Consider the following 21,215-nt stretch of genomic DNA (forward strand, 5'->3'; position numbering starts at 1 on the left):
AAGTCCTACTTCAAGGCCAAAATCTTTCGAGCACCATTCAGCACGAATAAAGAAACAATAATTCCAATAATCAGGTCAGGGTAAGCTGAGCCTGTCCAAGCAACGAGTACTCCTGCGAGAATTACACCCATATTAACGATCACATCATTCGCTGAGAAAATCCAACTTGCCTTCATGTGAGCACCACCATCTTTGTGCCCAGATATGAGATATAAACAAGTGACATTCGCGGCAAGTGCAAAGAAGCCGATGATAATCATGAGATTAGATTCAGGTTCACTACCAAACATAAAACGTCTAACGACATCAACAATAACAATTACAGCTAGTAAGAGCTGAATCCAACCAGCGAAGTGAGCTGCTCTAACTTGATATTTTGCTGCTTTACCTACTGCATAAAGTGCAATGCCATAAACGGCAGCATCAGCAAACATATCCAGAGAGTCGGCGATTAATCCTGTGGAAGCGGCAATAATGCCACTAATAAACTCAATGACAAAAAGCACTGCGTTAATTGCGAGTAGTATTTTGAGAACTTTAGCTTGACTAGTTGGATCAGGACTGTCAGGTAAAACTCCTGTTGATTCAACAGTACTTTCGAGCTTCGCTCCAAAACCTAGACCCTCAAGTTTCGTTGTGATTTCTGAGATTCCATCGGTATGGAAAACCTGTAACTTTCTATTTGGAAGATCAAAAGCTAAAGCTTTGACCTCACTTAGTGGTGCTAAAGCCATTCGCACCATTTGTTCTTCTGCGGAACAATCCATTTTAGGTATGATATAGGTGCTGGTCTGCTTCGAGCTTTTGTTATCAATATAGGTTTCAGTTGAATTTAACTTTGCTCCAAAACCGAGTGCTTCAAGTTTTGAAGTAATTAAATTTGTATTGCCTTCATGCAAAACTTTTAGATTTCGATTTGGTAAGTCAAAAATTAAACTATTAACGCTTTCTAAAGAGGACAAAGACATTCTGACCATCTGTTCCTCTGCGGAACAATCCATTTTAGGAATGGTGTAATCGCTAATGAGAATTGCTTTGCCTATTTCTTTATGTATGTCTTGTTGCTGATTACTTGTATCTGTTCCACAGCATGATTTAGCCTTTGTTGAACAAGGCTGACTACCACCACAAGCATCTACAATGATCTGCTCTTTAGACTCGCTAGCAATACCTTTATCACAACAAGACTTTTTATTTGTTTCAGTTTTTAAATCTGTACCACTACAAGAATCAGTTTCAGATATATTTTGTTTGGGTTTAGTATCGTCACAAGAACTTTCATTACAACCGCAACCACTCATGGATGTACCTATAGTCATATTTTCACTTATTGCATATTAGAATCCCTATAGCTACTATAGAGTCAAGCTAGATTTGGTTGATTTCAATGTTTTTAAAAATAGGTGAGTTATCTGAGAAAACTTCTTGTTCAGTACTAACTATTAGATTCTATGAGAAGGAGGGTCTTATTCCTCAACCTGAAAGAACTGAGGGGAACTATAGAATGTACTCCGAAGCTTATATCGACCGATTAAAATTTATAGTTAATTGCCGCTCTCTAAATATGAATCTAAATGAAATCAAAAGATTGCTTTCTTATAAAGATTTACCTACCCAAAACTGTTCAGAAGTAAATGAATTAATTGACGCACATATTGTAGATGTACAAGAAAGTATCAAAAATCAGCAAAAACTAATTGAACAATTATTAGATATAAGAAAGACATGCGATGGTTCATGCACAGTTGATAGATGTGGTGTATTGAAAAATTTAGCTTGAATAAATACAAAGTTTAGACTTAATACGATAGCTCTATAAGCTATTGATACTAAATATGATAAAAAATAAATCGAGTGTATAACTCGTAAAGAATCTAATGATTTTTTACGATTAGCTTCAATTCACTGTCCTCACACTCCCCTGCAACCCTTGCTGAATATCCTGCACAAAACCATCCCCATGATTGAACTTTGCTTTAACCTTAGGTTTCGACTCAGGTTTCATTTGCTCAGATTCAACAAGTCCATCTGTATAAAACTCATCTACCAAATCCAAGCCTTCCTCCACATTCACCTCAAACTGCGAATTTACATAGCCCTGTAAAGCGGCCTGATCTAAGGCATGTTGATTAAAACCACACAACTTACTCTTCTGATCAATCTCCTTAGCTGTATGTATCGCGTCTTGCAAATGAATGCCTTCACGTAAAGTCAAATCCACGTAATAGACAGGGGTGCGATAACTTTGAGTGGTGCTCTTGCCTCTCAGTGTGAGTTGTAGAGGTAGGCATGAAAGTAAGCCATTGGATGCAGCATGGTAGTAACTGAGCCGAGCAGCTAAGGTACGAATACTGTTAAAGCCGGTGGTTCTAAAAACGAAAGTCCCAAACTCATCCGATTCATCGAGATTCACATAGAGACGACCATAGGGTTTACACAATCCTCCTTGTGCCAATGGACATAAATCTGGAGATAGGCATGGATGATGCTCAACCCCTTGATTGGTTAAGCGCTGACATGTTTCTCCATTACCAATACACACAGGTCGGCCTGTCTGTCGGTCAAATAAGCTGTACTCTGCACGTAAGTTCAGCTCAGGATCATTAAAGAGCATACGTACTGGAATGCTTCTGAGTTTTTGATTTTGAGCTTTAGCTCGTAGTTGCTCATCTAAGGGGTGTTTGACCCAACCCTCTTTATTTTGGATTTGGCTGGTAATAGTGAACTGATCATCTTTTTCAGGGACACGTTTACCATTCTTCTCCGCCATCTTACCGATGCTGATCCGACCTAAGATCGGTGGTGTAATCGCTAAACCTTTAATCATGTGAATGCCCTCAAGTTATTTCTAACTTTTGTCTGGTTAATATGTAGAAATCATTTATTTTTCAGATGTATAAAAATCTTCGCAAATCAGTCCATTTTGTTCTCTGTAAGTACCTCAGTGCTTACAGGGAGCGGGGGCTGTTTTGCGCTTTTTTGCAGATATGCGCTGAGTTGAATAAAGCCTTTAGTCATCATGACAATAGATGTTGAAACGTCGTGTACCCTGCTTACTTTGTGGAAACTGACTTAGATATTCAGGGTGTGATTTCAGTAAAGCCTTCGTATCTAAACTGATTGAATCTTTCGACTTCTTCCACGTGACTGAGCCCGCTTTAAAGGTGGCACGCTCAGCCTCTTGCATCTGGCCTTGTAATTGGTGTTTGAGTAAGTCAAATTGCTGTTGGTACTTCTCAACTTGATTGCGTACTCGAATTAGCTGTTCAAACTGTTGATTGGCTTGCTCGTCTTCAGATAAGTCCGTAGTACTCAGCGGTACATGCTCTGGATAAAGCAGTTGTAGAGCTTTGGCTGCCGAATCACTGGCATCCGCTTCAGGTGGCGTATCCTTTTCTACACAGTCCCAGAAGTAACGTTCGGCATTCACAATATGCTGAATCACCGACTCAGAACGTGTCACTTTAAAAATGCGCGTTTCATGCCCACAGATCAGCACACAGATATGTGCCGCTTGCTTGCCTGTGACTGCTAACTGATGTTGTACCTGACAGAGTACATATAAAGGCACACCATCGCGCCACAGCTTGGCCCCATATTCCCCTGCGGTTTTACACTCCAGAATTTGTACATCTGCATCCCCAACAACTGAGTAATCCAAGTTAGCCAACATAAAATGTTTGTCTGGATCCGGGTGTTGCAGGACTGCATTGACCCGACGCACTTTATAGTTGGTATGGATGCTGTAGTATTCAGCAACGAGCGGCTCTAACTGCTTGCCCCAATACAAAGGTGCATGGCCTTCGCTGTCATCTTCAATGTTTTGTTGAATCCGTCCGGTCTTGATCATCCACAGTTCAAGCATCGACATATACGGATTGAGTCCACAGGCTGCGGCACAGTCACTGCTGCCGATACCTTGTCGACGGACTTCGAGCCATTCGGCTTGAGTCATATTTTTAGTCTCTACGAAACGTTTTGCGGTAAACAGCTTTGGACGGTCGGCATGGAGATTGGCTTTGGTGTGACTTGAGTGAATTACGGCTGAGTTCATAATATTTTCCTGTAATTGTTAAATTTTGGGCATAAAAAAAGCCACATCTGGAGATGTGGCAAAGAGGTGTCTAGGTTTAAGGAGAGTTACAGGATCATATTGATCTCATGTCCTGATCTTAAATCCTGAATCTGAATCGAAACTTAAACAACTAAGCGTAGTGCTTGTTCAAGTCCACGTTGTTTGAGGCCTGCCCCTGCACCGAACCATGCTGAATCTAAGCGATGATCCTGACTCATGGCACGTCGCTCGTGGTCTGCAAATTCCGTGATTGAGCACAACAGGCCATAAGCGGTGTCTTTGGCTGAACTGAGTTCTGCGCCACGACCGTGTCCATTAAACATGGTCATGACTTTAGACATGGCACGTCCATTCGGTTCAGTCTTGTTTTCAGCTTTGGTTGTGTGGTTGGCTTGTGATGCCACATTACGATAGAACTGAATAATGCCCTCATCTTGTTCTACATTGCTTAGGCTAGTGTTGTTAAACACGGCATCAAAGTAAGCTGCTGCTTCTGTCTGAGTGACTTTACGTTGACTGAGTTGCTTCATTTCATACATGTGTTCATCCCATGTACGGACTGAAATGCCGAGTTGCTGTTTGATCTTCTGCGCATCAAACTTGGTGCTGTGTGGTACTTTCACCACACCTGCACTTGAGTTTTGACCTTTTAAAGCAATCGCTAAGGTGTTATTACACACCACACGAATACTGGTGAATTGCGCCGTGGTCGCCAGTGTGCCATCGCAAGCTGTAGCTAAGAGAATGTAACCATTACTGACATCTTTACCCCTTAAAGCAGATGTTTGTCCTGTTCGAGCTAAAGCCCAGAATTTCTTACCGCCTTTCAGTACCCCTGCGGTTTCCAGTTCAAAGCCTGATTGCTCCGTCAAATCTCGGTAAAACTCCAAGATCTGTTTCGGTTGGACTTCCTGATAACGCTGACTGACCACAGACAAGGGTGCATGAGTATCAGAACGATACAATACGCGCTGTTCTTCATACGGCATGATGATGTTTTGACCCCGTTGGTTTTGGGCCATGTAACTAACATCGGAGGACTCAATCCTCCAATCCATCCCTGCCTGCTTTGCCCAGACTTCAATCGGTTGGTTTTGAGTCAGTGGGTTGCCTAGACCATGCCAAGGGGTTTCACCGACATAGGCCATTTGTTCTAGTTGATGTGCCATAAAATAATCCTGCTTGTAAATAATGAATAATTTGAAACGTGTGAAGAAGTAGAAATTAGATGCATGTTATTTGTGGAATGGTGGACGGCAAGCCGCCTGTGTCTGATCCGCAATCACGAGAATCACACCACCCAGCATGGCCCCAGCAATCCCGCCAATGAAAGGTGAATAGCCCAATGACTTTGCCAACGACATGCCCAGCACAGCTAAAGTGGTCGGTGCATTGCTGAGACCTAAGCTCTGCATCATTGGCTTGATCGGTTCACGCTGCGGGAACATGGCATCTTCCATCTGATCAAAATCTCGATACGGCATAAAAAAACTCCTAAATATGGGTGCTATCGCTCAGCTGCGCATTCATCCTGAGATGAAATCAATGTTCAGCTTCTGCTTCATTCAGGTGTTATGTATCTGAAATTATTTACAATCTGTTTTGAGTATTATTTAAGCCACAGTGATTTAAGCATTAAGAAATGAAATTGACCCGCTTTCAGCTTGGCATTATGATGGGCTTGCTGGCCTACATTGCCAGTCGGTTTTAGCAGACCGTTGATCCGAGCAGAAAATAGTCTAACTATTTTTTGGGAACTCACTCGTCCCCCTTTTTTCTTAATGGTAGGACGGAAGGGGGACACCTTCGGGTGTGCTGGTTCCTTGGATCCCAGTCTGCTAACCCTCTTTCGTTCTGCCACCATTATTTAGCAGTGATGCGGTAGAACTTCTTATAATTCCAAGGAGTCAATCATGACTGTTTTTATTCTTGCTACGTATTCCCCGCCCGTGCTCCATTTCTATGGCACGTTGCCTGATCTCGTCGATCCACTGGCGGAATAATTCGGCATAGCTACACCTTTGTAGATCATCAGCCATGCTCATTAGAATTGCACAATACATTGTCATTGTGATGGACAGACTCGTCTAAACATTGCTGTCAAGCCATTGCTGCGCGCTCTATAAAGTATCTAACAACAATAATCAGGATCTAACTTCATGAATAAACAAATCAAAACCTTTCTACAATACGGGGCAATTGCAGCCTGTTTAGCTGGTTCCAGTCTAAGCCATGCCGATATGAATCAAGTGATGGCACTCATCAACAATCCATCCACGGCACCTGTAGTGAAACGCTGTGAGGGCAATGTAAATTGCAATGCGTTTGTGGCGATTAGCAAACAATGGCAGATCATCCCTAAAGATGATCCACTGCGTTATTTCATCTACAGCGGTGATTTGAATGCCCTCATTCGAGAAGGCAAAGATTTACATAAGCAGCAACTCTTAGACCTTGATGACTTTGCGTATCAAGTTTTTGATTATCGTGCTGAGAATTTTAATGACCGATGGCTGTATGTCAAAGGGCTAAGCGTTCTGAAATATGTGCAACGTACCCAGTTTGCAGCTCAGTAAGCCTGCCCTTTGGATTCCCCCCATTATCGATTTAAAAGGACATTCCGCCATGAAAAAACTGATTATCACGGCTGCGATTTTTACCCTGCTCACCGCATGTAGTAAAACCCCTGAAAACACAACCTCTGCAACAGATACCACAACTGAATCAGCAGAGCATGAATCCAATGCTCAGCCCAATGACAAGGCAGCTCAGGATCAAGCCAAAGAACGCGAAGCTGAAGCTGCTGCGATAGCGCATGACCGCTATGACCCAGACAGCATTTACGAAGGTGCTGAAAATATTGATATCCCACCACCCCAACTCAAAAGAAAACTGCTCCCGGGTGAAGCCCTTGAAGTGAAGTTCAGACCTGCCGATACTTATGTTGGATTTACAGTCATTACGTCCACGGTCTTAGACAGTACCCGCTTAAAAGTGGTCTCTGAAGTTGACGATGTGCTGGATAAAGTCGAAATGAACAATCCAAACTGCAAGGTCATTGGCGTAGAACCATATACGGTCGAATTTCCTAAGCGAGTCTACTATGGCAATACCTTCAACCTGATTTTGGATGGCTGTACAGCTGATGAAATCAGTGAAGTTTATCTGTATACCACACGTGGCAAACTCACCCATCGCGCTATTGTTGAAGAATAACCTCACAGAAAATTCTGTCTATTTATTTACCTAGGGATTAACTGTGTTTACAGCTCTTACTTTGACCGAACCTGAATCAGTGGCTGTTAACAGCCACTGTAAAGAAGATTGGGGCTTAAGGTGAGTCAGGTGATGCCTTCAGCTTTAAAAGAGTCTCTAATCAGCGCTGAGCCTAAACACAGCTGGATCAGCATGCATGCTGAAGAGCTCAATGGCTTTGGTTACCTACGCCGTAAGATCCAGCGCATCCATGAAGTCAGCATGAGCACAACCAACGAGACTTATGCTTAGAGAATTAGTCAATTTCTACATAAAATATGTAATCCAGTTATGAATTACGCACCCTCAAACTCCCCCCTAAATTTAAAGAAAATTAAAATAGATTTTGGCTAAATTACAAGCAATAATCATTAGAGAGCTTTTAAACTTCTTATAATTCTAAGGAATAATTAAATGAATAATATCTCAAATGATATTAAAAATTGGCTATACACTCAAAAAGACTGGTTACAAGAAGCTGCGGAACGTTTATTAAAAAACGATGACCTGACTTCCCATGATATCAATGAACTTGTAAACCTATTAAAATCCCCTTCTATCCCGCAACCTCAGCCTAAAAAAGTATTTGCTGAATTAACATCGGTTAGTGTTCAAAATAGTGAATTAAGGCTAAAAAGTATTGGGAAAATTTCTGGAATTGAAAATTTAGCACCTAGACAACCACTGACTTTCGGGACAGATAATTTAGTAGTGATTTTTGGACATAATGGTTCAGGTAAATCTAGCTATTCCAAAATAATCAAAAATATCTCAGGGAAGCCACGTACTAGCACTTTAAAAGGAAATGTTTTCAAAGACCCACCAGCATCGCAGAACTGTGAAATCGTATACACTCAGGAAAAACAAGAGCATACTTTGGATTGGCACACTCATACAGGTCCAGTTGATGCTTTACGGGTGATAGATATTTTTGACACTGATGAATCACAATATTATTTAGGAAAAGAGAATCCAATATCATATACGCCAAGTTTAGTAAAACTGTTTGAAGACCTAGCAAAAACTTGTGATGATATTAAAGACAAATTACTGTTTGAACGAAATACTTTAATTTCAACTTTACCCGATATCCCTGAAATTTACCTACAAACAGAAGCAGCAACACAGTACCGAAATTTAAGTTCATCTATGTCTGAAAATGACGTACAACTATTAACCACATGGGGTGATCAGCAGGAGGCTGAAATTAGAGCATTAGATGATCGCTTAAAATCAAGTAATCCTTTGGAAGATGCTAAGAAAATTCAAGCTACACTTAGTCAACTAAATTCATTAATCAAAAGAATAGAAGAAGTAGCATCCCACTACAACAAGCAAAAAAATGAACAGATCAAAATTATAAAACGAACTTTTGAAGAGAAAAAAAAGCAAGCAGAAGATTCAGCTTCGATTATTAACGGTCAGTTACTAAAAGGTGTTGGTAGTGATGTTTGGAAATCAATGTGGGAAGCCGCTAGAACTTACTCAACAAATTTTGCATATCCTACAGAGCATTTTCCAAAACTAGACAGTGCAAAATGTGTTTTATGCCATCAGGAGTTATCTTTTGATGCACAACAAAGGTTGTCTAATTTTGAAAAATTTGTTCAAGGAAAATTAGAATCAGATGCTAAAGTCGCAGAAGCAACATATACCCATAATCTAAATTTATTGCCATCAATTCCCTCAGCTATTGATACCCAAACTTTTTGTATTGCATCAGGGCTGAAAGAGGATTGGGTGAATTACCTGAATGCGTATTTTGATAACGCTAGATTAATTAGAGCTGTAATTCTAAGCGAAGAGAAGCAAGATATTACAGAGATCAATACAATTGCTGACGCTATTCATAACTTAAAACAACATTGCACGTTTTTTGAACAACAAATCACCCAATTAAAAAAAGATGCAGAGAGCTTTAATCGCTCATTAGTAGAGAAAAATAAAGTAAATTTAGAAATGAAACGCTGGATATCACAACAGCGGGCTCAGATTCAAACTGAAGTAAAACGTTTAAAACAAATCAAGCAATATGACCAATGGATAGCTTCAACCAATTCCAGAACTATTTCTGCTAAAGCTGGTACTGTTGCCGATGCATTAATAACTGAGTCATATGTTGCAAGGTTTAACCAAGAACTTCAAATGCTTGGTGCAAAGCATTTAAAAATAGAATTGATCAAAACAAAAACAGCTAAAGGACGTCCACTCCATAGGCTTCAACTAAAAGCAGCTAAACATCAGTTTCCAATTGAATCCATCTTAAGCGAAGGAGAACGTCGTATTATTACCCTTGCTGCCTTTTTAGCAGATGTCTCAGAAAAACCTTTCAAAGCACCTTTCGTTTTCGATGATCCAATATCATCTCTTGATCAAACTTGGGAAGAAAGAACTATAGACCGTTTAATTCAATTAAGCCAAACACGTCAGGTAATTGTATTCACACATCGTTTAAGTCTGTTAGGTATGCTCTCTGAAAAGGCTGATAGCATTCATACTATTCATATTAGACAAGAAGCTTGGGGAGCTGGAGAAGCTGGTGAAATCCCGTTATATGGGAAAAAACCAGAAGCCGCTCTTAAAGATCTAAAAGGTAGAAGAATTACACAAGCACGAAAGATATTAGAAACAGAAGGCCAAGAACTATACTACCCGCTTGCAAAAGCAATATGTAGTGACTTAAGAATCCTAACAGAACGGATAGTAGAGTTCGTTTTTCTAGCGGATGTTATCCAGAGACATCGCCGAACTGTTAATACTCAAGGAAAAATACATAAATTAGCTCAGATTAATTCAAGTGACTGTGAGTTAATAGAAGAAATCATGACCAAATATTCCTGTTATGAACATAGTCAATCTTTAGAAGCTCCGGTACAAATGCCTGAACCCAATGAATTAGATACTGATGTAGATAAACTTTTGGAATGGCATGCTGAATTTAGTAAAAGAGTCGCTTAATTTATTGTAGCTAAAGCAGGAAATGTGTATTCGAAATGAATACACATTTCTTATAAATATCTCATTTTAAACACGTTCGTCGCTTATCAATCTCATACTGACCTTTACCAAAGCTACGCATTCTCAGTGTTTTAACTCGAAGATATTGGTTGTCTTTTTCTGGATTTACTAAGTACATCGCGGCATTAATCGCATTTTGCACCTGTTGAGGATTCTTACGGTAGATCATACCAATACCCAGCATACCCTTTTGATCAAACTTGTTTTTGTATTCAGTTGAATTAGACGTAAAAAAGTAACCTTTGTTCTCTGTGATCTGTTTCCAGCACTGGCCGACCTGTAAGGCAATACCGAAATCATTTTGATGCTTATGTCCATCGTAGATGAGTAATACATGGCAGTGATACCCCTTTTTCTCACCCTGCTCTATTGCCCATGCATAACCCTGCAAGTCTTTAAAGCAAGTATCTTGATTCTGTACACGGTTAATGAAGATGCGTAGGTAATGATTAAACTGTTCTATACCAACTTCATGCTGATGATCTAGTGCTATACTTAAATCAATGCGTATAAACAGCAATTTCGAGTAGTGTTTAGTCAGTTGAATTAGGTACTCTTCTAAACCATTACGATTTCTTTTTTCTTGACTCTTAAATCCTAATAACTCTAAATTAACATCATTAAAGTAAATTAAAGCATTATTCCATAAAAACCTTAATTCAAAGTTACTTAGTTCATCAATACTCTTATGTCCAAGCAATATTTCATCTAATGAGTACACCATTCTCTTAAAGATACAAACACTCTCACTATACTTTAAATGGGCTTTATAAACTGCTTTGAATTTAGGAACTAGATCATTTAATATACTCTTAAACAGAGTTTTATTAAGTTCAGTTTTATATACTGACTGTATAAACTGATCTACATCAATCAATACTTTTGATTCGTTATCATTTGGTAGCATTAAGCACATATAATATCCTAGTGAATATTTAACACATATCACTAGGCATTAAGTTATCTTTTACATACAAATAAATAGTATGTAATAAACCTAAGTGATTAATATAATAAACATACTAATATATTAAAAATAAGATATATATTCATTATATTAAAAACCCATTAATCCTTCATAAATAAAGTATCGTATTACAGAATATCAATTTGTAATTCCACCCCACTAAAAGGTCAATTCTCGACCACATAAATCAAGCTAAAGTTAAGTCAGAGCTTTTCTTATCTTTAGGAATTTTCCTCATTTCTTCATACAGCACTATTGATACTTATATCTCATAAAATAATTAAGCTATTGTTTTATTTATTTTTATTATTAATATCAACATCTATAAAACTCTTATATTTCATTAATAAAACACTAATTAACGACTCGTATATTTTAAGTTTTTCACTTATAATTTCACTAAAGTTTCTACAAGGAGATAAGAATGATTCAAGGAAAAGATGCCAAACCTTATAAGGATGACCGAGGTTTTACGGATAGGGAAATTAACTGGCTATGGAATTTCAATCAGTTATATATGCAATATATGCAAGTCTATAACAGTGATTTCTCTACAAAAAGAAAAATCATATTTGAAATTTTTGACAACCCTACAACTGGTTATAACCATTACCAAACAGCAATAACTAATAAAAACAGTTTTTTAATTAATGAGAATGATTTAAAATGGGCAAAAGATCCACAAAATGAGCAATTATTAATATTCACGATAAATATGTTACTAAAGTTCAATAATTTAACACTTAGTAATTTATTTTACACAAACAACTACGAATATTTCGTAGATCTTGTTGATAGATTAATACTTACTAAAGAAATGAAAAATAGCCAAATAATTGAAATAAAAAATACATGGTCAAGTTTAAAAACTTCTAAAAGCCATACTAATTGGATAGATATAAAAGAAATAGATCAAATTAATTGGGCATGGGATTATTTAAAAAAATCTTACAAATTAGCATCGATACCTAACCTACCAATTAACGAAAAGCAACGTTATAATCATATTGTTTCATCCATAGACTTAATGGGTTTTATAAGTTCCCCTGATGCTAAAGAGCTTTTTTTAATTAAAATGAAAAAAACCTGGTCTCAAAAGAAATTTAGAGATTCTGGAAAAATTAAAAAACCTCACCATCTCCCATTAACAAAAGAAAGGCACGAGCAATTAAAAAAATTATCAGAATTATTTAATAAACCTATTCCTGATGTTTTAGATTTCATTATTGAAAAAATTTATAATGAGTGCACAACTGATACAGATGGAAAGTCTAAAAATTTCTAAATTCAATTTGTGAATACAGATCAGTTTTCTGTTTGTTTTATTAAAATTTCATTTAATAGACTGGGCTCTTTTCTTAACAAATTTTTTATAACCTCTGGTTGATATGCTGTATTAAACGGAAGCTGCTTTTTTAACAATAAAGAAGGGTCATCCATTTCTAAAGCTCTATCTAAATCACGGCACTCAACCTTGAGTGCTCTTATTTTACCTATATAGGTTTCATGTCGGGTTGCAGTGATCGTCTTGGGTGAACCTAGCTTATAGTGCGGCGGATGGGCTTTATATTTTTCAAATTCTTGTTCTATTTGCTCCAGTTCTTTAGTTTTTTCTGCCATTTTTAATATAATCCAATCTTTATCAAATTTTTTTAATTCAATATCGAGTTGTGGCAAAACACTTTCAACAGCAACATTCAAATTCGCCCATTTCCCCTGTTCTTTAGCCTTATTCCGCATAAATTCAAAAATGACTTGATGCTTTTTATATAGAACATTTGAATAACGTTTATGCGCTCCACGTATCCCTCTAATTCTGGTATATATCTTTTTACTATATTGAATATCAGCATTCATCATAGCGTATTTATGCAGTATTCTTTGATATTCAGTCTTTAGCTCTTTCTCTGTAAGCTCATCATAATGATCAATCAATTCCAAGGTTTGCACTAAAGTTTGCATAAAATCATGGCTGGAATAAGTTAAACCAAACCGCTCAACCGTAAAAGGAAACTTCATAATCTGAAAAATTTTATGGAATTCATCTTCCGTAAAATTTCTATTCAATTCCAGTATATAAGTAAAGTTCAGAGCATCCCGGTCGGGTGCATCAACATCATATTCTGTTGAATGCTTTGTGCAGTAACTCAAAAATCCCTGACAGACCTCAAATGCAAACATGCCAAGCTCATCTACTTCTACGTATACCATAAAAAAATTATCAATTATTATCAATAAATTATCATATCATTATAGTTAGGTTATTTATTACTTTAGCTCAATCATATAACTTATTTATTGCAATGAATACGATGGAACCATCTAAAAAATGCTATTCAGGAAAATATACATATGGGAGCTATCCAGTTAAAAACTGCCGACTATCTATTTATGAGGTATCGCTCTATGACCATTGAGCTGATGACAATTGTTGCAGACTATTATCCTCATCTTAGTAAAGCTGAAGCATTGAGAAAGGCAAATAATCAGGAATTCCCTTTCTCTGTATTTAAAATAGATCAAAGTAAACGTGCACCTTTTTTAGTGCACATAAAAGATCTAGCAGATATTTTAGACAGTAAGTATTCAGAAGCTTCTAAAGATTTTGCTACGTTTCATCGATGAGGCGTAGCACCTCCTCTAACTGTATAATATTCCTTCTAGCCTTTACCGACACATAACGCTGTAAACTACTCCAAGAATCATGCAAGCTTACTTTCTGAATTTCTGGGATAGTAAAACTCTGTTCTGCTAGTCGAGTACAACCTTCATGTCTCAAATCATGAAAGCGTAAATTATCAATTCCTAATATTCGGCATGCTTCTCTAAACTCCTTACCTATACTTTTAGGATTCAAAGGCAGTAGTAAGTTTTCATCATGCCCAAGCTTCAACATCCGTTCACGAACTTCTGAATGCCTTAATCTTTTAATAATTTCCTTACATGGTTCAAGTACGTCAAATGACTTATGATTGCCTTTAGAGCCATTGGGATTCTTTAGATCATGTACTTTCCATGTAGAATGATGTGAATCATAGTCCCGCAGATACAGTCGTGTTAATTCAGCTTCACGTCTGCATGAAAAAATAGCAATCCACATAATCAAATGCATTGGATACTTAGAGCCATAACGATTTATCTTCCATCGTTCTGTAAAATACTTAGTCAATGCAATCAGTTCATCCGTAGAAGGAAGTCGGTCTATTTTTTGACTAGAGGATATTTGACGTGTTTTTCTTAACTGAGCCGTAGCCTTATCAAAACCATTTAAATCAATATCCATTTCCCACATAACAGCAGCATGAGAAAGTACACCACGGATATGTAATAGCTCATGTTGCTGCGTACTAGTCGCGTTAGGTTTCAGCTTGAGATGAGGAACTCCCTCCTTTCTCAAAGCAACATGCTCAGCCAAATGTACTGATTTTATTTTTGTGATAATATTGCGCGCGATTGGCAGCTTCTTGATTAGGAGCAGAGAATAGCGTTTCGTCCTTCCGTACTCGCTCCCGACTTCATCCAAATATTTATCTATGGCATCTGATAAGGTCAGATCAATGAGTTGCTCTTTGCCCAGTAAAATATCAGGATTCTCTTGAATTTCGACTTCTCGTTTCTTAATCCAGTTTTCAGCCATCTTCCTTGAATGAAAAGTTTTACTGTCAGAAAAAGTAGGAAAACCCTTTCGATTTATTCGAATCGCAGCACGATAGTTAACCTTCCCATCTGCGCCTTTTCTTGCTGTAATTGACCCCATAATTTACACCACAAACTGTTTTTTTGATTATGGTGTAAAATTTGGTGTAAATGCAAATCGATTAACTCACCTAAATATAGGTTCACACAGATTCGCGCAGGTTGCGAAACATAGATTAAAGGCATGATTTTTAATGACTATTGTTAAAAACATTGAAAACACTCAATCTCCGCGAATCAGTGTGGCACCGATGATGGACTGGACAACCCGCGATTACCGTTTTTTTGCACGCCTGTTTAACCCCAACATCATTCTTTATACTGAAATGGTCACCACCGGTGCCATCATTTATGGTGGAGCAAACCGCCACCTGGACTACAACAAAGAAGAACATCCGATTGTACTGCAGCTGGGTGGTTCAAACCCGAAAGACCTGGCAACCTGCACAAAAATGGCGCAGGACTGGGGATACGACGAAGTCAATCTGAATGTGGGCTGCCCAAGCGACCGTGTACAGAACAATAAAATCGGTGCCTGCTTAATGGCAGAACCAGACCTGGTTGCAGAATGTATTGCTGAGATGCGCAATGCTGTGGAAATCCCTGTGACAGTGAAACACCGCATTGGCATTGATGATATGCAGTCCTATGAAGAAATGCTGCATTTTGTTGATACTGTTGCAAAAACAGGCTGTAATAATTTTATTGTGCATGCTCGAATTGCATTGCTTCAGGGACTGTCTCCAAAAGAAAACCGTGATGTGCCACCCCTGCGTTATGACGATGTCTATCGTTTAAAGCAGGAACGTCCTGACCTGATCATTGAAATCAATGGTGGCATCAAAACTTTTTCTGAAACTCAGCAACACTTAAAACATGTCGATGGTGTCATGATTGGTCGTGAGGCTTATCACAATCCATACCTGCTGGCGGAACTTGGTCAGTTATGGAATATGGAAATGCCTGACCGTTTTGAGATCATTGATCAGATGCTTCCATATATCGCAAAGCGTATGGAAGAAGGCGCACCATTGTCGATCATTACCCGTCATATTTTAGGTTTGTTCCAGAATTTACCGGGTGCCCGTAAATGGCGTCAGGCATTAAGTGGTGGCAATGCAAAAACTTTTGCAGATGTGGAAAATGCCATTCTTAACATTAAAGAAGCCATGAAACGAACTGAAGAATATCTTCAGGAGCATCAGGATCAAGCCTGACACCTGTCAGGAACGATGCTCCAGAAATCTGTAAGCACCTGCTGCCCTGCGCCAGCAGGTGATCAGAGCACCCAGGTTCAGAGTCACCAATGCTCCCAGCATGACAAAATCATGCTGCCAGACATACTGTTCAACCGCTGCTGCAACACAGGCAACGGTCAGTAAAGCCATGCGGTGCTGCTTTGCCATCGGCCCTGCAAAACTGGCTGGTGCACCAATGGAAACCGCCAGGGTACGGATATAAGCTGTCAGTACTGCAAGCAGCGCACCACACCATCCCAGTTCCACACCATAACTGCTGGAAACAATGGAATAGCCTGCAGCCACAATAATCAGCGGATCAGAAATACGGTCTGGAATATCATTGAACAGCTCGCCAGACGGTGTGGACTTCCCACCCTCCACAGCCACCAGCCCATCAAACAGATTACACAGCAAACGCCCCTGAATAAATACAGCCGCCAGCAGATACAGTGCCACTTTCCATAGCCCTTGAGCATAAGGTGTGGCAAACAGATACACCGCAGCAAGTGCCGCAAACAAAATACTCAGCAGTGAAATATGGTTCGGTGTAATGGATTTCTGACTCAGCCATCGGGCAAATCCATTGACCATTCCTACTTCGCGTACTTTGAGTGGACGGCGGTTTTCAAGAGAGGGTTCCTGTTGTGTCATCGTATTTATTTTCCAGATTATTTTATTAAATTAATGGGTTGCCTGAGTTTTCAGCTGTTTATACAGCTTAATATTTGTCACAAAGGCAAACAGCAATGCAACGGTTAATGCAGGGGCAACCGTTTTTAAAATCGCAGGGGTCTGAATCAGTGTGTGCACCAGTACCAGGCAACTTCCTGTAAACAGTACGGTACAGACAGGAGGTAAAATCAGTCTGGCAGGGACAGATTTATAAAAATTAAACTGCTTTTCAATTAAAAAGGTAATAAATAAAGTAATAATAAAACTGCAGATTCCCTGTGCCAGTCCTGAAATAACACCCGCCTTTAGACCACCCTGGCTCATATTGATATAAAAAGACCAGCCTCCCCACAAAAGAAAAGCAAAAAAAGCAGAAAGAAAATTATAACGCTGAGTGTTTCTGATTTTATTATTCATAGGCGAAACTGGAATATTTGTTTAATATAAGATCACTTTAGTGGATTGGTCTGCATCAGGCAACCTGTATGCACTCAGCTTTAATACAGCAAAAAAGATAAACCAGTAAAACAAAGAGACGATCAGAATACAGATATGACAGAAAATCAGCCAACAAAATCTTCTTCAAAACTTGTGTCCCGTCCCATTGCCAGAAGTATTTCCTTTGTGGTTCGCAGAGGCGCACGACTGCTGACAGGTGCCCGCAGTTTATGGACCGGATGTGAACCTGAACTGAAACAGCGGATTTATTATGCAAATCACAACAGTCATATCGACTTTATTCTACTGTGGTCATCACTGCCAACCCCTGTGCGCCGTATGACCCGTCCTGTTGCTGCATCGGATTACTGGTTAAAAGATGGTATCCGACGTTTTCTGATTCAGGAAACTTTTTCAGGCATTACCATTCAGCGTCAGGGCAATACAAACAGTGATCCGCTTGCCAGTATCAAGGAAGCCTTAAGTCAGGGCGATTCCATTATTTTTTTCCCTGAAGGTACGCGAAATTTAAGTGATGATACTGAACTGTTAAATTTTAAAAGTGGTCTGTTCCATTTAAGCCAGCAGTTCCCTCAGGTTGAAATCATTCCCGTCTGGATCAGCAACTTAAAACGGGTCATGCCGAAAGGTGCATTTTTGCCGCTGCCTTTATTATCCACCGTCATTTTTGGTGCACCTTTGACACATTCAGCAGACTGGGACAAAACTCAGTTCCTTGAGCATGCCAGACAGCAACTCTTAGAATTAAAACAGAAAGAGCTTCAATAATGTTTAATCATATTCAACAGACTTATCTGCTTTTTTCCATTTTCAGTGCAATCCTGGTTATTGCATCCACCATCGGTTTTATTTTAAAACGCAAGGCAGGTTCACAGCCTGCTCCTGTCATTGACAATTTAAATGCCAGAATCAATGCCTGGTGGGTCATGCTGATTGTGCTGGCCGTGGCAATCACCTTGGGTAAAACAGCATTTATTATCCTGTTCGGTATTATTTCACTGTTCGCACTTCGGGAATTCATCAGCCTGCTTCCTACACGCCGTGGCGATTATTTTCCTTTACTGATCGCCTTTTATTTTGTTATTCCCTACCAGTACTACCTGGTATATACCGACTGGTACGGACTGTATTCCATTTTTATTCCACTTTATGTTTTTTTACTGGTGCCGATTGCCAGCCTGAAAGCAGAAGATACCACCCACTTCCTGGAGCGCAGTGCAAAAATACAATGGGGGCTGATGGTCAGCGTTTTCTGTATTTCGCACGTTCCTGCTTTACTGAATCTGAAACTTCCAGGATTTGACGGCGAAAAAATCTGGCTGGCAATCTGGCTGATTATGGTGGTTCAGGCATCCGATGTTCTGCAGTATGTCTGCGGAAAGCTGTTCGGAAAACATAAAGTTGCCCCTGTACTTTCGCCATCAAAAACCATCGAAGGCTTACTGGGCGGGATTGTTCTTGCAACTGCACTCGGTGTGGCTATGGCATGGTTAACGCCATTTACTTACTGGCAGGCTGCACTGATTGGTTTTATTGTCTGTATCTTCGGTTTCTTTGGTGGACTGGTCATGTCAGCCATCAAACGTGACCGTGGTGTCAAGGACTGGGGCAACCTGATTCAGGGTCACGGCGGAATGCTCGACCGAATTGACTCGATCTGTTTTTCAGCGCCAATTTTCTTCCATATTCTACGTTACTGGTGGAGCTGAAACTTACTGATCGGGTGCGCTGAAGCATTAAAATTTTTTCTTTGCATTCAGCGCATCCAGTTTTTTCAGCACTTCTGCCACAGCAACCATGGCAAAACTTGAAGTGACCACCACTGCCGAACCATAACCACCACAGCGTAAACCTGCACTCGGACAGACATCTGCACTGGAAAATGGGTTATCAACTGAATACACGCAGGTAATTCCAAATTTATCTTTCGGCTTTTTACAGATGCCCATGCCCCGTAACTGAGTCCGGAGTTTCGCCAGCATTGGATCCTGTTCTGTTCTGGATAAATCCGCAACCCTGATTTTTAAAGGATCAAGTTTTCCACCTGCCCCACCTGAAACAATCAGAGGAATTTTATTGAAGCGGCAATGCAGCATCAAAGCCAGTTTTGCTTTCACGTCATCAATACAGTCCAGAATTAAGTCAGGTGCTTCCACCAGCAGTTCCTTAATATTTTCAGGACTTAAATAATCTTCAATCAGATTGATTCTGATCCGTGGATTGATCTGACGGCAGCGTTCTGCCATGACTTCAATTTTTTCATAGCCCAGCGTTGATGTCATGGCCGGTAACTGACGGTTAATATTGGATGCTGCAATCGAGTCCATATCGACCAGTGTCAGCTCACCCACGCCTGTACGTGCCAGGGCTTCCACCGCCCATGAACCGACACCACCGATACCAATAACCATGACATGACTGTTTTCATAATGATTAAATGCTTCATCGCCATAAATTCTGGCAACACCGGCAAAACGGCGGTCATATTCATCATCATGAGGAAGATCAGTCATTACATACATCGGCTTTAAAATATTGCTGCCATTTTAGCAAAAATACACACTGAAAATGAGAAATAAAACCTGATCCCCGAACAACTGAAAACTTAGCACGCTATCCCTTACTTCAGGAAGATACAGCTTCTGTTCCCTGCTTCATCTTCCAGTTTAAAAAAATCAGAATCATAAAAACAATCACGCAGATGGACAACGCCAGCAGGTTTGCATTTTTCCATCCAAATGCAATCAGGATTGGTGCAGGTAAAAATGCTCCCAGTGTTGCAAACAGTGCAATCACCGTTTCATTCAGTCCCTGTATACGATGTTTCTGCTGTTCATTTAAACCTGCAATAAGCGTCGATGCCCCTGAATATGCAAAATTCCACCCCACACCCAGTACAATCAGAGAAATATTGATATACAGACTCGCCTGAGTAAATGCAGGGACCAGTGATGACAGCATCAGCAGAATAAAACCGCAATAAATCACAGACTGTGTACCCCAGTGCTGTATCAGTCTGGGCACAAAAAATGAAGGGATGAACATTGCAAGTACATGCAGCTGAATGGAAACCGAAGCGTACTGAAATGAATGATGTTCCTTTAAATGCAGGGAAGACATAATCATCATCACATTCATAATATAAAATGCGAATGCACCACTGATGACCGCAACAAGTATCAGACTGACGGATAATCCAGGCTGTACTGATGATTCAGAACTGATCTGAGGTATCTGCTGTACTTTAAATTTCTGATTCCATACATACAGAACAGGTGAAAGCAGTAAAGCCAGCCCACTGAATATCAGATAAATAGCCGTAAAATCAGGTAAGCCATGCACTTGCTGAAACTGAATAGCCAGTACCGGAGCTACGATTGCTGCAATCACACCACCGGAAATAACCATTGCAGTTGCTTTAGGAACCAGGCTTGCCTCAAGACGGTCAGATGCTGCGAAACGGTAAAAATTTGCCGTAGAAATAAACAGCCCCAGCAAAAAATGGCTCAGACACAGTAAATAAAAATGCTCATACTGAAGTGCAAAAAAGCCGGTCAATCCTGCAGAAAAAAGACAGAGACAGCCAAACTGAAAAACAGTATGGCGACCCATTTTTTTCATTAAACCAGAAAAAATAAAAGTGGTCAGCAGCATAGCAAGGAACTGCAAGCCATAAGGCGTGGTCGCCAGTGCCTGACTCGGTGCAAGTTTTAAACCGACAATGGCTGCAACAGTAACGGACAGTACTGCTGCAATTAAATTAAATGCCTGAGCAATCAGCAGGTAATAGACATAACGCGGTAATTTTTTCAAAACAGGCTTCCAGCTTAAT

At 39.6% G+C, this 21,215-nt stretch carries 21 protein-coding genes; 9 read left to right on the forward strand and 12 right to left on the reverse strand.

All coding sequences use genetic code 11. The annotated features are described in order from the left end of the window. Positions 1 to 5: 5 nt before the first annotated feature. A complete protein-coding gene (locus CDG61_RS14710) occupies positions 6 to 1,301 on the reverse strand; it encodes a cation transporter (RefSeq protein ID WP_086178443.1) in 1,296 nt (431 codons plus the stop codon). Between the two features lie 86 nt (positions 1,302 to 1,387). Here CDG61_RS14710 and cadR point away from each other — a divergent pair, with 86 nt between their 5' ends. Further along, positions 1,388 to 1,780 carry a Cd(II)/Pb(II)-responsive transcriptional regulator gene (cadR, locus tag CDG61_RS14715; RefSeq protein ID WP_005312186.1) on the forward strand — a complete coding sequence of 131 codons (393 nt, stop codon included), beginning with the start codon at positions 1,388 to 1,390 and terminating at the stop codon, positions 1,778 to 1,780. 117 nt (positions 1,781 to 1,897) lie between these two features. Here the strand turns inward: cadR and CDG61_RS14720 are convergent, their stop codons facing one another. From CDG61_RS14720 to CDG61_RS14735, 4 genes are all read right to left on the reverse strand, one after another. Further along, complete coding sequence (locus CDG61_RS14720) at positions 1,898 to 2,827, reverse strand: hydrolase or metal-binding protein (RefSeq protein ID WP_087550547.1); 930 nt, start codon at positions 2,825 to 2,827, stop codon at positions 1,898 to 1,900. A 183-nt stretch (positions 2,828 to 3,010) separates the two neighbouring features. Continuing rightward, positions 3,011 to 4,054 (reverse strand): YqaJ viral recombinase family protein, encoded by a 1,044-nt coding sequence (locus tag CDG61_RS14725; protein WP_086178445.1) that lies wholly within the window; start codon positions 4,052 to 4,054, stop codon positions 3,011 to 3,013. A 143-nt stretch (positions 4,055 to 4,197) separates the two neighbouring features. Further along, on the reverse strand, positions 4,198 to 5,244 hold the full coding sequence (locus CDG61_RS14730) for a DUF932 domain-containing protein (protein WP_086178446.1): 1,047 nt from the start codon (positions 5,242 to 5,244) through the stop codon (positions 4,198 to 4,200). A 66-nt stretch (positions 5,245 to 5,310) separates the two neighbouring features. Continuing rightward, on the reverse strand, positions 5,311 to 5,535 hold the full coding sequence (locus tag CDG61_RS14735; protein ID WP_086178485.1) for a hypothetical protein: 225 nt from the start codon (positions 5,533 to 5,535) through the stop codon (positions 5,311 to 5,313). 699 nt (positions 5,536 to 6,234) lie between these two features. Here CDG61_RS14735 and CDG61_RS14745 point away from each other — a divergent pair. The 3 genes from CDG61_RS14745 to CDG61_RS14755 all read left to right on the forward strand — a co-directional run bounded on the left by CDG61_RS14745 (position 6,235) and on the right by CDG61_RS14755 (position 10,288). Then, positions 6,235 to 6,651, forward strand: coding sequence for a hypothetical protein (locus CDG61_RS14745; protein WP_087550546.1), 417 nt, complete (start codon positions 6,235 to 6,237; stop codon positions 6,649 to 6,651). A gap of 49 nt (positions 6,652 to 6,700) precedes the next feature. Next, positions 6,701 to 7,291 (forward strand): hypothetical protein, encoded by a 591-nt coding sequence (locus CDG61_RS14750; protein WP_087550545.1) that lies wholly within the window; start codon positions 6,701 to 6,703, stop codon positions 7,289 to 7,291. A gap of 453 nt (positions 7,292 to 7,744) precedes the next feature. Continuing rightward, positions 7,745 to 10,288: an AAA family ATPase gene (locus tag CDG61_RS14755; RefSeq protein WP_087550544.1), complete on the forward strand. Its 2,544-nt coding sequence runs from the start codon at positions 7,745 to 7,747 to the stop codon at positions 10,286 to 10,288. Between the two features lie 61 nt (positions 10,289 to 10,349). Here the strand turns inward: CDG61_RS14755 and CDG61_RS14760 are convergent, their stop codons facing one another. After that, positions 10,350 to 11,264, reverse strand: a complete 915-nt coding sequence (locus tag CDG61_RS14760; RefSeq protein ID WP_087550543.1) for a YagK/YfjJ domain-containing protein — start codon at positions 11,262 to 11,264, stop codon at positions 10,350 to 10,352. Positions 11,265 to 11,739: 475 nt separating this feature from the next. Here CDG61_RS14760 and CDG61_RS14765 point away from each other — a divergent pair, with 475 nt between their 5' ends. Then, positions 11,740 to 12,600, forward strand: coding sequence for a hypothetical protein (locus tag CDG61_RS14765; protein WP_228199586.1), 861 nt, complete (start codon positions 11,740 to 11,742; stop codon positions 12,598 to 12,600). Positions 12,601 to 12,620: 20 nt separating this feature from the next. On the opposite strand, the gene CDG61_RS14770 is transcribed toward CDG61_RS14765, so the two are convergent. Continuing rightward, positions 12,621 to 13,526 carry a hypothetical protein gene (locus CDG61_RS14770; RefSeq protein ID WP_086178453.1) on the reverse strand — a complete coding sequence of 302 codons (906 nt, stop codon included), beginning with the start codon at positions 13,524 to 13,526 and terminating at the stop codon, positions 12,621 to 12,623. A 141-nt stretch (positions 13,527 to 13,667) separates the two neighbouring features. Between CDG61_RS14770 and CDG61_RS14775 the strand changes: the two genes are divergently transcribed. Beyond that, positions 13,668 to 13,940, forward strand: coding sequence for a pyocin activator PrtN family protein (locus CDG61_RS14775; protein WP_086178454.1), 273 nt, complete (start codon positions 13,668 to 13,670; stop codon positions 13,938 to 13,940). Here CDG61_RS14775 and CDG61_RS14780 read toward each other — a convergent pair. Continuing rightward, positions 13,924 to 15,072 (reverse strand): tyrosine-type recombinase/integrase, encoded by a 1,149-nt coding sequence (locus CDG61_RS14780; RefSeq protein ID WP_086178455.1) that lies wholly within the window; start codon positions 15,070 to 15,072, stop codon positions 13,924 to 13,926. The two genes, CDG61_RS14775 and CDG61_RS14780, sit on opposite strands and share 17 nt — an antisense overlap. 133 nt (positions 15,073 to 15,205) lie before the next feature. On the opposite strand from CDG61_RS14780, the gene dusA reads away from it, so the two are divergent. Then, the gene (gene dusA, locus CDG61_RS14785) at positions 15,206 to 16,228 is read left to right on the forward strand and encodes a tRNA dihydrouridine(20/20a) synthase DusA (protein WP_087550541.1); all 1,023 of its coding nucleotides are present in this window, start codon (positions 15,206 to 15,208) and stop codon (positions 16,226 to 16,228) included. Between the two features lie 6 nt (positions 16,229 to 16,234). On the opposite strand, the gene CDG61_RS14790 is transcribed toward dusA, so the two are convergent. Together CDG61_RS14790 and CDG61_RS14795 are read right to left on the reverse strand one after the other, a co-directional pair. Then, on the reverse strand, positions 16,235 to 16,903 hold the full coding sequence (locus tag CDG61_RS14790; protein ID WP_087550540.1) for a CDP-alcohol phosphatidyltransferase family protein: 669 nt from the start codon (positions 16,901 to 16,903) through the stop codon (positions 16,235 to 16,237). A 30-nt stretch (positions 16,904 to 16,933) separates the two neighbouring features. After that, positions 16,934 to 17,341: a hypothetical protein gene (locus CDG61_RS14795; protein ID WP_087550539.1), complete on the reverse strand. Its 408-nt coding sequence runs from the start codon at positions 17,339 to 17,341 to the stop codon at positions 16,934 to 16,936. Positions 17,342 to 17,476: 135 nt separating this feature from the next. On the opposite strand from CDG61_RS14795, the gene CDG61_RS14800 reads away from it, so the two are divergent. Further along, the gene (locus CDG61_RS14800) at positions 17,477 to 18,151 is read left to right on the forward strand and encodes a lysophospholipid acyltransferase family protein (RefSeq protein ID WP_087550538.1); all 675 of its coding nucleotides are present in this window, start codon (positions 17,477 to 17,479) and stop codon (positions 18,149 to 18,151) included. Next, positions 18,151 to 19,092 (forward strand): phosphatidate cytidylyltransferase, encoded by a 942-nt coding sequence (locus CDG61_RS14805; RefSeq protein WP_416240691.1) that lies wholly within the window; start codon positions 18,151 to 18,153, stop codon positions 19,090 to 19,092. Before CDG61_RS14800 ends, CDG61_RS14805 begins: the two co-directional genes overlap by 1 nt. Before the next feature lie 27 nt (positions 19,093 to 19,119). Here the strand turns inward: CDG61_RS14805 and CDG61_RS14810 are convergent, their stop codons facing one another. Further along, positions 19,120 to 19,896, reverse strand: coding sequence for a ThiF family adenylyltransferase (locus CDG61_RS14810; protein ID WP_087550644.1), 777 nt, complete (start codon positions 19,894 to 19,896; stop codon positions 19,120 to 19,122). A 112-nt stretch (positions 19,897 to 20,008) separates the two neighbouring features. Continuing rightward, positions 20,009 to 21,196 carry an MFS transporter gene (locus CDG61_RS14815; RefSeq protein WP_087550536.1) on the reverse strand — a complete coding sequence of 396 codons (1,188 nt, stop codon included), beginning with the start codon at positions 21,194 to 21,196 and terminating at the stop codon, positions 20,009 to 20,011. Positions 21,197 to 21,215: the final 19 nt, after the last annotated feature.

Source organism: Acinetobacter sp. WCHAc010052, from assembly GCF_002165295.2.
GTDB classification, from domain to species: Bacteria; Pseudomonadota; Gammaproteobacteria; order Pseudomonadales; family Moraxellaceae; genus Acinetobacter; species Acinetobacter chinensis.